Annotated in this window: 10 protein-coding genes and 1 pseudogene; 7 read left to right on the forward strand and 4 right to left on the reverse strand. The window is 71.9% G+C overall.

From position 1 onward, the window contains the following. The 6 genes and pseudogenes from AOK03_RS07720 to AOK03_RS07745 form a co-directional block, all read left to right on the forward strand. Positions 1 to 239, forward strand: a pseudogene (locus AOK03_RS07720) (glutamine synthetase); the annotation flags it as partial. A gap of 24 nt (positions 240 to 263) precedes the next feature. Further along, positions 264 to 1,553 carry an adenylosuccinate lyase gene (purB, locus tag AOK03_RS07725; RefSeq protein WP_079074547.1) on the forward strand — a complete coding sequence of 430 codons (1,290 nt, stop codon included), beginning with the start codon at positions 264 to 266 and terminating at the stop codon, positions 1,551 to 1,553. Beyond that, a complete protein-coding gene (locus tag AOK03_RS07730; protein ID WP_055564429.1) occupies positions 1,537 to 1,974 on the forward strand; it encodes a GNAT family N-acetyltransferase in 438 nt (145 codons plus the stop codon). The genes purB and AOK03_RS07730 overlap by 17 nt, the downstream gene beginning before the upstream one ends. Positions 1,975 to 2,068: 94 nt before the next feature. Then, positions 2,069 to 2,833 carry a response regulator transcription factor gene (locus tag AOK03_RS07735; RefSeq protein WP_079074548.1) on the forward strand — a complete coding sequence of 255 codons (765 nt, stop codon included), beginning with the start codon at positions 2,069 to 2,071 and terminating at the stop codon, positions 2,831 to 2,833. A gap of 108 nt (positions 2,834 to 2,941) precedes the next feature. Further along, positions 2,942 to 4,399, forward strand: coding sequence for a multicopper oxidase family protein (locus AOK03_RS07740; protein ID WP_055564430.1), 1,458 nt, complete (start codon positions 2,942 to 2,944; stop codon positions 4,397 to 4,399). A gap of 26 nt (positions 4,400 to 4,425) precedes the next feature. Next, positions 4,426 to 5,955, forward strand: coding sequence for an MDR family MFS transporter (locus AOK03_RS07745; RefSeq protein WP_244177520.1), 1,530 nt, complete (start codon positions 4,426 to 4,428; stop codon positions 5,953 to 5,955). A 70-nt stretch (positions 5,956 to 6,025) separates the two neighbouring features. On the opposite strand, the gene AOK03_RS07750 is transcribed toward AOK03_RS07745, so the two are convergent. The 3 genes from AOK03_RS07750 to AOK03_RS07760 all read right to left on the reverse strand — a co-directional run bounded on the left by AOK03_RS07750 (position 6,026) and on the right by AOK03_RS07760 (position 10,716). Then, positions 6,026 to 7,111 carry a methyltransferase gene (locus AOK03_RS07750; protein ID WP_079074549.1) on the reverse strand — a complete coding sequence of 362 codons (1,086 nt, stop codon included), beginning with the start codon at positions 7,109 to 7,111 and terminating at the stop codon, positions 6,026 to 6,028. A gap of 93 nt (positions 7,112 to 7,204) precedes the next feature. Beyond that, complete coding sequence (locus tag AOK03_RS07755; protein WP_244177521.1) at positions 7,205 to 8,635, reverse strand: nitrosuccinate lyase; 1,431 nt, start codon at positions 8,633 to 8,635, stop codon at positions 7,205 to 7,207. Next, positions 8,632 to 10,716, reverse strand: a complete 2,085-nt coding sequence (locus AOK03_RS07760) for an FAD/NAD(P)-binding protein (RefSeq protein WP_063792441.1) — start codon at positions 10,714 to 10,716, stop codon at positions 8,632 to 8,634. Before AOK03_RS07760 ends, AOK03_RS07755 begins: the two co-directional genes overlap by 4 nt. A gap of 743 nt (positions 10,717 to 11,459) precedes the next feature. Between AOK03_RS07760 and AOK03_RS07765 the strand changes: the two genes are divergently transcribed. Continuing rightward, the gene (locus AOK03_RS07765; RefSeq protein WP_055564432.1) at positions 11,460 to 12,281 is read left to right on the forward strand and encodes an AfsR/SARP family transcriptional regulator; all 822 of its coding nucleotides are present in this window, start codon (positions 11,460 to 11,462) and stop codon (positions 12,279 to 12,281) included. A 210-nt stretch (positions 12,282 to 12,491) separates the two neighbouring features. On the opposite strand, the gene AOK03_RS07770 is transcribed toward AOK03_RS07765, so the two are convergent. Continuing rightward, on the reverse strand, positions 12,492 to 13,391 hold the full coding sequence (locus AOK03_RS07770; protein WP_157868884.1) for a ParB/RepB/Spo0J family partition protein: 900 nt from the start codon (positions 13,389 to 13,391) through the stop codon (positions 12,492 to 12,494). Positions 13,392 to 13,805: the final 414 nt, after the last annotated feature.

Consider the following 13,805-nt stretch of genomic DNA (forward strand, 5'->3'; position numbering starts at 1 on the left):
AAACCGGCCCGCCCCCCGCCACGGCCCCGGCCCGGTTCGTCCCGCAGTCCCTGGCCGAAGCACTGGACGCCTTCACCACCGGCCGCGCCGGACAACTGCTGGGCCGGCCCCTCGCCACCTGCCTCACCAAACTCAAGGAGAGCGAACTGCACCGCTACCAGACCTGGCTGGCCACCACCGGAACCAGCCCCGACCAGGTCACCGCATGGGAACAGCGCGAGTACTTCGAGGCGTACTGACCACCGCAGAACAGAGGTCGTTGCATGATTCCCCGATACACCCTGCCCGAGATGGCGGAACTCTTCTGTGACCAGTCGCGCTACGCCACCTGGGTCCGCGTCGAGATCCTGGCGACCGAGGCACAGGTACGCCTGCGCCGCGTCCCCGAAGAAGCGCTGAAGGACATGCGCCGGGCCCGGGTACCGCTCGCGCACCGCATCGCGGAGATCGAGAAGGAACGCGACCACGAGGTCCTCTCCTTCCTCGCCGCCTACTGCGAGGACATCCCCGAATCCTCCGCCCGCTGGGTCCACCTGGGCATGACCAGCTACGACCTGGTCGACACCGCACTGGGCCACACCCTGGCCCGCGCCACCGACCTGCTGGCCACAGCCGGCCGGCGCCTGCGCCGCACCCTGGTGGCCCGCGCCCAGGAGCACTGGGACACCCTCATGGTCGGGCGCACCCACGGCATCCACGCCGAGCCCACCACCTTCGGGCACAAACTCGCCGGCTACGCCTTCGCCGTCGACCGCTCCCTGCACCGCCTGGCGGCAGCCCGCCAGGCCGTCGCGGTCGGCACCGTCTCCGGCTCGGTGGGCACCTACGCGCTCATCGACCCCTTCGTCGAGGAACACGTGTGCCAGGCACTGGGCCTGGGCATCGAACCCGCCCCCAGCCAGGTCGTCGCCCGCGACCGGCACGCCCAGCTCGTGCAGGCCGTCGCCGCCCTGGGGGCCTGCGTCGAACAGATCGCCCTGGAACTGCGGCTGCTGCAGCGCACCGAGGTCGCCGAGGTCGAAGAACAGCGCGCCGGCGCCTACCAGGGCTCCAGCGCCATGCCCCACAAACGCAACCCCACCACCAGCGAACGGCTGTGCGGCCTGGCCCGCCTGCTGCGCGGCTACGCCACCACCGCGCTCGAAGACGTCGCCCTGTGGCACGAACGCGACCTGGCCCACCAGTCGGTCGAGCGGGTCATCCTGCCCGACAGCCTGGCCGTCGCCCACTTCCAGGCCACCCGCGCCGAAGAGCTGGTGGCCGGCCTGCGCGTCCACCCCGACCGGATGCGGGCCGCCCTGGACCGCACCCACGGCCTCATCCACAGCTCCGCCGTCCTGGTGGAACTGCTCGGCGACGGCACCGAACGCGAGCGGGCCTACCGCTCCGCGCAGGCCGCCGCGAACCGCACCGCGGTCACCGGCACCCCGTTCACGGACACCCTGGCCCAAGAAGGCGTCCGGCTGCGCGAGGAACTGCGCCCCGAACGCTTCCTGGTCCACCACGACGTCATACGGCGGCGATTGGAGATGCTCGATGAGCTGGAAGACTGAACGCGTCCACGGCGCGGACCTCGACCTGGACGAGGTGCTGGCCGTCTACCACCAATCCGGCCTGGGGGAGCGCCGGCCCGTCCAGGACCGCGACCGCATGGCCGCCATGGTGCGCGAGGCCAACCTCGTCGTCGTCGCCCGCGAAGCGGACGGCACCCTCATCGGCATCGCCCGCAGCATCTCCGACTTCTCCTACGTCACCTACCTGTCGGACATCGCCGTCATCCGCCGCCACCAGCGCTCCGGCGTGGGCACCGCCCTCCTGGACGCCACCCGGCAACAGGCCCCCGACGCCAAGGTGGTGCTCCTGTCGGCCCCCGCCGCCACCGGCTACTACCCGCGCGTGGGCTTCACCCGGCACGACTCGGCCTGGGTCCTGAACCCCGGACAGCCGCTGCAGGGGCCGCCCGCCCACCCCTGAGCGGAACCCGACACCGCACCCGTACGGCCCGCCGGCCGGCCGCAACGGCCCGGCCGGCGGCCCGCACGGGCACAGCACACTCCACGGGGGAGGCATGACCCACACACCGTCACCGGCACTGCTGGAGCCCTTCGACCCCGTGCCCGACACCGCCCGCCCGCCCGAGCCCGGCGGCACACCGGCACCGGCCCGCACACCCACCGGCCAGCGCATCCTGGTCGTGGACGGCGACGCCGCCCTGGCCGGCTCCCTGACCGCCCAGCTGCGCCGCCACGGACACGACCCGGTCGGCGTCCGGCACGGCAGCGCGGCCCTGCAGGCCTACGAGGACGTCGAGCTGGTCCTCCTCGACCTCGACCTGCCCGACCTCGACGGCCTGGAGGTGTGCCGCGCGATCCGCGAGGTCAGCCGGGTCCCGATCATCATCGTCACCGCCCGCCGGTCCGAGCTGGACTGCGTCCTTGGCCTGCACGCGGGCGCCGACGACTACGTCACCAAGCCCTACGGGCTGCGCGAACTCATGGCCCGCATCGAGGCGGTGATGCGCCGCACCCGCTGGCAGCCCGCCACGGCCAGGGAACTGGACCACGGCCGGCTGCGCATCGACGTCGACTCCCGCCAGGTCACCGTCGACGACGAGCCGGTGGCCCTCACCCGCAAGGAATTCGACCTGCTGTACCTGCTGGCCTCCCAGCCCGACACGGTGATCCCGCGCAAACAGCTCCTGCAGCAGGTGTGGGGCGACTCCTGGTCACGCCGCACCATCGACACCCACGTCAGCAGCCTGCGCGGCAAGCTCGGCGCCAGCGGATGGGTCGTCACCGTACGCGGGGTCGGATTCCGGCTGGGCACCGGATGAGCGGCCCGGCCCCCTCGCACACCACCCGCACGCCGCACACGAGTGCGCCCCGGCGCACGACCGCGGCCCCCACACCGGCAGCGGTGCAACCGAGCCCTGGAGACCACCATGATCACCCGACGCACTGCCCTGAGCGCCACGCTCGCCACCACCGGAGTGGCCCTGACCGGCGCCGGCCTCACCCCGCTGCTCGCCGCACACGCCCGCACCCCACCCCGCCCCCCGGCGGCCCCGGCAGCACCGGGCACACCGGAGAAGTTCCGGCGCCCGATGCCCCTGCTGCCCGAGAAGAAGCCCCTGGCCCGCACCGGCCGCTCCGACCTGTACGTGATGACGATGCAACCCGCCCGCGCCGAGCTCCTGCCCGGCATCCCCAGCGACGTGATCACCTACGACGGCCACTTCCCCGGCCCCGTCATCAGAGCACGCGCCCACCGCCCCGTCGTGATCAGACAGCGCAACCGCCTCACCGTGCCCACCACCGTCCACCTGCACGGCGCCGCCGTCCCCCCGCACAGCGACGGCGATCCCATGGACGTCATCGAACCCGGCACCGAGCGCACCTACCACTACCCCAACCGGCAGCCGCACGCCCCGCTGTGGTTCCACGACCACACCCACCACCTCGAAGCGGAGAACACCTACCGCGGCCTGTCCGGCTCCTACCTCCTGACCGACCCCACCGAAGCCGCCCTGCCGCTGCCCGCCGGACGCTACGAAGTCGTCATCGCCCTGCGCGACGCCCGCTTCGACGAACAGGGCCAACTCGCCTACGCGATGGGCGACCGGGCCCGCAACACCCTCCTGGCCAACGGCGTGCCCTACCCCTACTTCCAGGTCGCCGCCCGCAAGTACCGGCTGCGCCTGCTGAACGCCTCCAACCAGCGCCGCTTCGAACTGCGGCTGGCCGACGGCGGCCCGCTCGTCCAGATCGGCTCCGACGGCGGCCTGCTCACCGCCCCCCACACCACCGACCGCATCGCACTGTCCGCGGGCGAACGCGCCGACGTCATCGTCGACTTCTCCCGCCACCGGGTCGGCAGCAGCGTGGTACTGACCAACACCACCGGCCCCGGCCCCGCCGAGGACATCGGCCAAGTCCTGCGCTTCGACGTGGTGCGCACCGCCGACGACCCCAGCCGGATACCCGAGCGCCTGCGCACCCTGCCGCCCCTGCCCCGCCCCGACGTGCAGCGCACCGTGGTGCTGCGCATGGACGAGGGCGGCGAACACCCCGGCGCCTACATCGACGAGAAGACGTACGACCCCCAACGCATCGACACACACATCAAGTTCGGCGCCAGCGAGATCTGGACGGTCACCAACGCCAACGCACGGGCCGAGCACAACTTCCACCTGCACCTGGTGCAGTTCCGCATCCTGGAGCGCGCCGGACGGCCCCCGCAGCCGGCCGAGAGCGGCCTGAAAGACACCGTCTTCCTCGCCCCGGGCGAAACCGTGCGGCTCCAGGCCCTGTTCAACACCTACCGCGGCCGCTACCTCTACCACTGCCACATGTTCGAGCACGGCGTGCGCGGCATGATGGCCACCATGCAGATCAGATGAGGCGTTCCGGTCAGAAGGAGGGGCCCGTGGACGCGACGACGGGCGAGACCGAGGGGATTCGGCGCGGCCCCCGGCAGCGCAGCGTACGCCTCGCGCTGATACCCCTGCTGCTCGCGATGCTGCCCTCCTCGCTGGGCACCACGATCGTGGCCACCTCGATGCCGACGATCGCCGGTGAACTCGGCGGCGTCACCTACCTGTCCTGGGCGGTCACCTCCTACAGCCTGGCCGCCGCGGCGTCCATCCCGGTGTGGGGAAAGCTCGGCGACATGTACGGGCGCAAGCGGTGGCTCGTCGTGGCGATGTCGGTGTTCCTGACCGGCTCCCTGCTGTGCGGGCTGACCCAGGACATGGGCGAGCTGATCGCCGCCCGCACCGTCCAGGGGCTGGGCGGGGGAGGGCTCGCGGTCGGCGTCATGGCGGTCATCGGCGAGCTGATCCCGCCCCGCGAACGCGGCCGCTACCAGGGCATGATCACCAGCGTCATGGTGTTCTCCATGATCGTCGGCCCGCTGGCCGGCGGCGGCATCACCGACGTCTTCGGCTGGCGCTGGGCCTTCTGGTTCAACCTGCCCGTCGGCGCCCTGGCCCTGGTCCTGATCGCCCGCCTGGTACGGGTGCCCGGCCGGCGCAGGAAGGCACACATCGACTACGTCGGCGCACTGCTGCTGGTCGCCTGCATCGTGTCCTTCGTCCTGGTGGTCACCTGGGGCGGCGTCGAGTACGCCTGGGACTCCGCGATGATCGTGACCCTCACCGCCCTGTCCGCCACCGCCCTGGCCGGCTTCGTCCACGCCCAGTCCCGCGCCACCGAACCGGTCCTGCCCCCACACCTGTTCACCAGCCTCAACTTCTGCCTGATGGCCGTCCTGAGCTTCACCAACGGCTTCGTGATGTTCGGCGCGGTCCTCTACCTCCCGCTCTACCAGCAGGCCGTGCACGGCGTCTCCGCGACCGGCTCCGGACTGCTCCTGCTGCCGATGCTCGGCGCCCTGGTCCTGGCCTCCCAGTTCTCCGGGCGGACCGTCGCCCGCACCGGCCGCTACAAGGCCCTCCAGGCCGGCGGCGCCGCCGCCATGCTCACCGGCACCCTGCTGCTCTCCCACGTGGACACCCACACCCCACGGCTGACCGCCGCACTCTTCATGGCCCTGCTCGGAGCCGGCATGGGCTTTCTGGGGCAGAACGTGATGACCGTCGCGCAGAACAGCGTCGGCCCCCAGGAAGTGGGCGTCGCCTCCGCCGCGATGACCCTCTTCCGCACCCTGGGCCAGTCGGTCGGCGTCGCCGTCATGGGCACCCTGTTCAACCACCGGGTCCGCCACGTGATGAGCGAGCACGGCGGCGGCGCGCTGTCCGACACCCGCCTGGACGCCGACGGCATGAGCCGCCTGGACGCCGCCCTGCGCACCGTCTACCGCAGCGCCGTCGCCCAGGGCGTCCAGGGCGCCTTCGTCCTGGCCTCGCTGGCCGCGGGCCTCGCACTGGCCGCCGCACTCCTGGTCCGCGAAATCCCCCTGCGCGCCGCCCGCACACAGAGCGACCAGCGCCCCTGACACACGAAACCGGCGCCGCGCCCCACCACAAGAAGGGGGCCGCGGCGCCGGAGACGGCGAAGGGGCGCGCTCAGCGCGCACTGGCCTCCACGACGGAGATCGCCGCCGGCGTCTGCACCACACGCTCCAGCCGGAACCCGGCCTCGCCCAGCAGGTCGGCGTACTGGGCGCGGGTACGCTCCTTGCCGCCGACCAGCAGCATCAGCCACAGGTCGACCAGCTTCCCCGCATGCGGGCCGTTCAGCTTGTCGGGAACCACCATCTCCATCACCAGCAGCCGCCCGCCCGGGTTCATCGCCTTGCGGACGTTGCGCAGGATCTCCAGGGCCTGCGGCTTGGGCCAGTCGTGCAGGATGTGCTTGAGGATGTACGCGTCCCCGCCGCCGGGCACCGCATCGAACAGCCCGCCGTCGGCGATCGTGCACCGGCCGGACACCCCTTGCTCCGCGAGGAAGCCGGCCGCACCGTTGGTGCCCACCCGCGGGTCGGAGAGGATCCCGCGCGCCGAGGGATTCCTCTTCAGGACACCGGCCAGCAGATCCCCCCGGCCGCCGCAGAAGTCGACCACGGTGCCGAAGCGGGCGAAGTCGTAGGCGGCCAGCAGCGGATCGGTCTCGGTGCCGGACATCGCGCCCATGCCGTCGGTGAAGACGGCGCCGTACTCCGCGTTGGCCTCCAGATACTCGAACGCGCCCATGCCGCGCAGCTTGGGCAGGCTCGGCTCACCGGTACGCACCGCGTCGACCAGGTGCCCCCAGTCCTCCCAGTGGATGGGATGGCCCATCAGCCGGGCTATGCCGTACATGGACATCGGGGCGTCCTTGAGCAGCGCCTGCGCCATCGGGGTCAGCTTGAACCGCCCGTCCTTCTGCTCGGCGAAGATGCCGCAGGTCGCCAGCATCCGCAGCAGGCGGTGCAGCGCGTCGGGATCCGCACCGGCCTTCTCGGCGATCTGCTCCGGGGCCAGCGGGCCGTCCACGAGGGTCTCCGCGACCCGCAGTTCGGCGGCCACGTAGATCGCCTGGCTGACCATGGCGCCCTGGACGAGTTCGAGCAGGGCGAACGGCGGCGGTGCGAGTTTGCGCGTCAGACCCTGCAGAGCGGCACGCACGCTCTCGACGGCACGGACGACACGGGCGGGCGGCAGTGGCGGCATGACATTCCTCCGGCTTGGCGGTTGCTTGTCGGTCGAAGAACAGGAAAGAGAAGAGAAGACGAGAGAAGGGCGGGGGAGGGGACGGGGGCCGCATCACCCCCGCAGCGCACGGTCCACCAGCACCCCCGCGGCCCCGGTGTACTGCTGCGGATCGAGCAGCTGCGCCAGCTCCCGCCCGCTCAGCACGCCCTGCACCGCGGGCAGTTCGGCCAGGACCTCACCGAGCGGACGGCCGGACGGCCGCGCCCGCTCCAGGGCCCCGTCCAGCAGCTCCTTGGCCGCGGCCCTGCCGAGCCGGGACGCCAGATACGCCGAGAGCCGCTCCGAGACGACCTGGCCCTGCGTCAGATCGAGGTTGTCGCGCATCCGTTCCCGGTCCACGCTCAGCCCCGCCGCCAGCTCGGCGGCCGCACGGGCGGCGCCCCCGGTCAGCCGCAGGCACTCGCGCAGCGGCTGCCACTCGGCATGCCACAGCCCCGCCGACCGCTCGTCCTCCGCCGGCAGGCACTGCGCCAGGACCGAACTCAGCGCGGGCACCTGGACAGCGGCCGAACGGATCAGGGTCGCCAGGACGGGGTTGCGCTTGTGAGGCATCGCCGAGGACACACCCCGGCCGTCCCCGGCGGGCTCGGCGACCTCACCGATCTCGGTACGGGCCAGCACCTGCACGTCCGCCGCCATCTTGCCCAGCGCGCCCGCGGTGTGGGCCAGCGCCGCCCCCAGATCGGTGACCGGCGTGCGCAGGGCGTGCCAGGGCAGCACCGGCCGGGCCAGACCCGTCTCGGCGGCGAACGCCTCGGCCAGCCGGTCCACCACCTCCTCGGCACTGCGGCCCCCGGCACCGTCCGGCGCCTGCGCCGCGTACTGCAGATAGCCGGCCAGCGTGCCGGCCGCGCCGCCCAGCGACACGAAGAGCCCCTCGTCGGCGACCCGCTGCAGCCGCGCGGCCGCCTCCAGGACCAGGTGCCGCCAGCCGGCCGCCTTGAGCCCGAACGTGGTGGGCACGGCATGCAGCGCCAGGGTCCGCCCCGCCATCACCGTGTCGCGGTGGGCGGCCGCCAGGCAGGCCAGGGACGCGGCCGCGTCCCGCAGGTCCGCCACGATCAGCCGCAGCGCCCGCGCCGCCACCAGCATCGCGCCGGTGTCGAAGACGTCCTGGCTGGTCGAGCCGCGGTGCACGTACGCGGCGGCCTGCGGCGCCTGCCGGTCCACCAGCCGGGTCAGCGCGGCCACCAGGCCGACCACCGGGTTCGCCGTCCGGCGGGCGGCCAGGGCCAGTTCCCGCACGTCGAAGTACTCGGCCCGGGCGGCGGCGGTGATCGCCTCGGCGGCCGCGGCGGGCACCGTGCCGCAGCGCGCCTGGGCCCGGGCCAGGGCCGCTTCCGCATCCAGCATCGCCTGCAGCCAGGCGGTGTCACCGACCGCGGCCTCGACACCGGTGCCCACCCGCACCGGCGACAACAGCCCGGCATCCGGCTGCACGGCCAGGTCCTGCTCTTCAAGACTGCTGCGCGTCGCACTCACGGATGCACCTCTCGCGGTCCAGGAGCCATCGCCATGCCGCCCGCTGCGTCCATCCCGTCCATCCCGTCCGGCACCGGACCGTCACCGGCGGGCCCCTCGTGCCCGGGAGCGCCGCCGGCCGGGCCCTCGCCCGCCGGACTGCCGGCCGCACGGGGCGCGGGCTGCGGGGGAGCGGGCAGCGCCAGCACCGCCTCCGCGATCGCGTCGGAGTCCTCCAGCGTCACCGACCCCACCCCGGGCCGGATCCCCGCGGCCGTCACCCAGTGCACCGACTCCGTGGGCACCCCATAGGCGAAGCGCCGCGGATGCGCGGCCCCGCCCGCACCCAGCAGCCGGAACGACCGGGACACCGCCAGCCCGCCCGTCTCGTAGCCCTCGACGCGGTAGGGACGGCACTGCCCCGACTCGAGCAGCTGCCGCATCAGCGGATCGCCCGTGCGCCGCAGGTCGATCTCGGGCAGCCGGGCCTCGATCAGCGCGGTGGCCCGCACCCGGACCCCGGGAATCAGCGCCGACGTCCCCACGAAACCCGCCGCACCCTCCTCACCACCACCGCTGCCGTCAGTGGCCGTGACACGGATACCGGGACACGACACGTCCAGCACACCCGCCTCCATCAGCGCGAGCATCTCCTCCACCCGCCCGGCGGGCGGACCGATCGACAAGTAGGCGTTGAGCGGCGTGTACCACCCGTCCAGCTCCTCGCGGTGCGAAGAAGCACCGAGCCCGCCGTGGTCCACGGCCAGCCGGATCTCGTTGCGCAGATCACGCAGCACATCCAGAGCCGCCTTCAGCGGCCCGCGCACGTTCCCCCGCCGCGCCTCCCGGACATCCCGCGACAGGTGCTCCACCAGCCAGGAACGGAACGCCGCCAGATCACCGAAAGCACGGGAGGCACACGGACGGGCGATGACATCCCAGTCCCAGCGCTCCTCCTCGCCGATCCCGGCGGCCGCCAGCACCCCCTCCTCCGCCCGCCCCGGCGCGGCATGCAGGAAGCCCGACGCGAAACACGCCACCGCGCCAGGAGTCTCGCCCCGCGCGGCCAGCAGCGCCTCGTAATAGACGCTGCGCACCTCCTTGGAGATCAGCGGCCACAGGTCCGTGCCGAACCGCAACGGCCCCCGCCCCCCGCCGCGCAGCGCCGCCACGTGCTCGACGGTCAGCAGCCGCGGCCGGTAACGGCCGTGCGCGCCCTTCTCGTTGTCGCCGCGCGAGTGGTACGGCACACCGCGCCGCGAACCGGCGTGCAGCCGCGGCTCCCGCCCCGAGGGCCGGTACAGGAGCCGCCCCCCGACACGCTCGAAGCTGCCGCCCCGGCCGTGCGTGAACAGCGACATGTAGTCGAAGAAGTTCAGGCCCAGCCCGCGCAACAGCACGTCCTGGCCCGGGGCGATGCGCGACAGATCCACGTCCGCGGGGTTGGCCGGCGGGATGTAGACGAGATTGTGCCGGGCGGCGAACTCGGCCAGCCCCCGCTCGCGTTCACCCGGGCGGACCGGAACGTGCCCCTGCGCCAGCACCACCGCGGACAGCCCCGCCAGCCGCCTCCCGTCCTCCAGCACCACCGTCTGCGCCCCGCCCCCGCCCTCCAGCGCCACCGCCCGCACCCGGTGCACACGGATTCCCACATGCGCCGGCGCGTTCGCCAGGACCTGCCCGAACGCCCAGGTCAGATACCGCCCGTACAGGGCACGGGTGGGATACGTGTCCGGCCCCAGCGCCCGCGCCTCGGCCAGGACGTCCTCACCACGGGGCGTGGCAGGACCGGGCGGGAGCGACCCCAGCCCCAGCGACCTCGCCCACTCGTACAGGCTCGGCCCCTCCTCCAGCGGACCGCGGATGCTGACACTGTCGTCGGTGTACACCGTGACCTGCGAGGCGACGGTGTTCATCAGCAGATGAGGCGACTGCGCGGGCCGCCACACGCGGCCCGCGCCGGGCGGTTCGGGATCCACGACGTGCACGGTCACCCCGTCCCACAGCGGGGACTTCCGCTCCTGCGCGCAGACCCGCTCGAGCACGGAGAACCCGCGCGGTCCGGCGCCGATCAGGCACACCTCGGTGCGCCGGCCGCTCACCAAGTTGTTCCGCCCGGCGCATCGTGGTGAACCAAGGGTCCAGTGGGCATGGTCGCGTTCTCCTTGTCGCGGAGGGCATACCGGCCAGAGAGCAACCGCCGAGCGGTGCGCACCCACACTCCCGACGGGGTCAGGAGGCGGGCTCAACCAGGACTCGCGTCCCGGCGGAGGCCCGCGCGAGCCGAGAAGGACACAGATCTCCGCACGGATCGCTTGGATCACTAAGGAAGGAAGAGGCGGCGCATTACGCGGCCGAGGACCGCTCTCACGCGATTATCCGAACTCGGCCCGCAGACGCGGGCGGAGGAATGCGTGAATGAGGACATGGCGCCACGTCGGACGCCGGCCCGTCCGGCACAGCGGACAGATCACAATCCCGCAGACCTTATTACAAGTGCGCGCGGGAGGGGAGACCCTATGTACGGAAGGACGGCGGAGGTATTTCCTCCGCTTCGACCGTGCGTGACCTCCCCGCATGCGGAGGGAAGCACTTGCCGCACCCGCCGACGAGTCGACACAATTCCGCTGGCCCATGAGTTATCGGTGGACAACGGCGAAAGTGACATCAGAGGGATACCTGAAAAGCGGTGGAGTATCTGCAGATCCGGGCCGCATCAGCGGCTGACGTACCCGACGGATCGGTTAGCAGAGAGAGGCTGTGGAGTCTGCCATGCGACATGCGCTGCAGATCAGATTCGGTGCCGGCTCGCAAACGCGAAGCCGCCGGATTCTAGGAGGAATCTGTGAGGGTAAAGGTCCTCGGCCCGCTTGGTGCCGATGTTAACGGTGTGAATGTTGTGCCAACCGCAAGCAAGCCCCGGCAGATACTGGCGCTCCTGGCCCTCTACCCGAGGCGGGTCGTACCGATCTCGACGCTCATGGAGGAGATCTGGGGAGTCGACCTGCCCGCCAGCGCCATGACGACCCTGCAGACCTACATCCTCCAGCTGCGCCGGCGGCTGGGCACGGCCATGGGCCCGGACGCCGCGGGCAGCGCCAAGGACGTCCTGGTCACCCGGTACGGCGGCTATCTCCTCCAGATCCCGCCCGAGCAGGTCGACGTCCACGAGTACGAGCGCCTGGTGGCCGGCGGCCAGCGCGCCTTCGACAGCGGCGACGACCTGGCGGCCGCCACCCTCTTTAGGCGGGCCCTGGACCTGTGGGACGGCTCCGCACTGGTCGACGTGCGGATGGGCTGCGTACTGGAGATCGAGGCGACCCGCCTGGAGGAGAGCCGCCTGGTCACCCTGGAGCGGCGCATCGACGCCGAGCTGCGCCTGGGCAGGCACTGCGAGTTCATCGCGGAGCTGACCGACCTGATCGCCCGGCACCCCCGGCACGAGGGCCTGCACTCACAGGCGATGGTGGCGCTGTACCGCTCGGGCCGCCAGGCCTCGGCCCTGGACGTCTACCAGCGCCTGCGGGCCCGGCTGATCGAGGACCTGGGGGTGGAACCGTCGCCGCAGTTACAGCGGCTTCATCAGGCGATCCTCACGGTCGACCCGCGACTGGACGTGACGGCGGGCCCCCGGCCCTCGTCCACGTTCGACCGCTACGCGAGCTGAGCGGGCAGGTACGCGGTGCCGTCGGCGGCATCTGCAGATCCCGGGGGAGTACGCCTCCTCCGCCAGGGGATGCCGCCAACATCGTCCGACACCGCCTTCCGCGGCCCCGCCGCCGCACGATACGGACGCAGGATGCCGCGGGCCGGGCATGATACGGCCCCCCGGGGCCGGGCCACGGGTGTCGACTGCGGAATTTCCTCAGTTGGACGCCTAGTTGGAGGCCTGCGAGCACTCGTCGCACAGGAGCTCCATGCGCATCGCCACGCAGTTCCACTGCGCCGCGCACGCACGGGCCAGGGCGGCGATCTTCCTCGCCTGATGGGCGGGGGCCGGCAGCGCCAGACCGGGGTCGGTCTTGCGGATGATGCGGGCCTCCAGCCAGCGGATCATCTCCCGGCCGTCGTTGCTGTACTTCAGGGCGGGGTCCCGTTTCAGCGACTCGAGCTGGGCGAGGGGGTCCACGAGCGGGCCCGCCGGCTCCAGGCCCTGTGGCGCACGGGCCCGTGCCTCCGAACCGGGCGGCGGCCCGTCGTCCTGGCTGCGTAACCGTTTCTGCGCCTCCCGGGCCGACGGCCCCGGCGCCCCGGCCGCCCCGGCGGTCTCCCGCAGGACGGTGTCCGGCTCTTCGGGGAGGACCCCGGCGGTCTGCCGGCGGTCCTTGTGGGAATTCAGCGGCCGGACCCGGCCGTCACGGCCGACCCTGAGCGGGGCCTGGGCGATCTGTCCGGCGAATTTACGGCGCAGCACCCCGACGGTCTTGCCGGAAAGGCCGGTCTTCACGGCGACCGCCCGGTCCGACCACTCGGGGAAACTCTCGAGGATCTTCATCGCCGACTTCTTGCGGTCGGAGAGGGCCAGTGCCAGGCCGTGCTTCATGTTCAGCTCGACGGCCAGGAGGAACGCTTCCCGATTCGAACCCTCGAAGTAGCGCACTTCAATGGTTTCCTGGCCGTTCAGCCGGGCCGCGGTCAGCCGGTGCATTCCGTCGATGACCTTCATGGTCGAGCGGTGCACGACGATCGGCGGAAGTTTATCGGTGCACGCGGCCAGAGTCCGCACATGATCCTGATCAATACCGGCAAGACGAGGAGAATCCGCGTCAAGAAGCATGCTGGTCGGAATCCGGGTGATTGAATCAGATACTTCGGTCGAGTGGTCGGGCCCGACGGGCCGACAGAATTGATCTTTAGGAAGTTCCCCCCCAGGGGTGGTCTCCCCTGGCATTCCGATCATCACGCTGCTTCTCCTCCCCCGGACCGAAGCGCATAACGCGGCGAGAGTATCATGAGATTACGCCACGAACAGAGAACTCTCCGGGATTTCATGCAATTGCGTTATGCCCGTTTTTTCCGGAGAAGGCCCCCGCCAACAGAAACCACCAACGATCACCGCACCGGAACGGAACGAGACACCCCGCACACGCCCCCCACCCCCGCCCCAACCACCCCCCAACCCACCCGGGACCTGCCCCAACACCCCCGGCCGCCCCCGCACCGCACAGCACATCCCAAGCCACCCGTTCCC

Source organism: Streptomyces atriruber, from assembly GCF_001418325.1.
Taxonomy (GTDB): Bacteria; Actinomycetota; Actinomycetes; order Streptomycetales; family Streptomycetaceae; genus Streptomyces; species Streptomyces atriruber.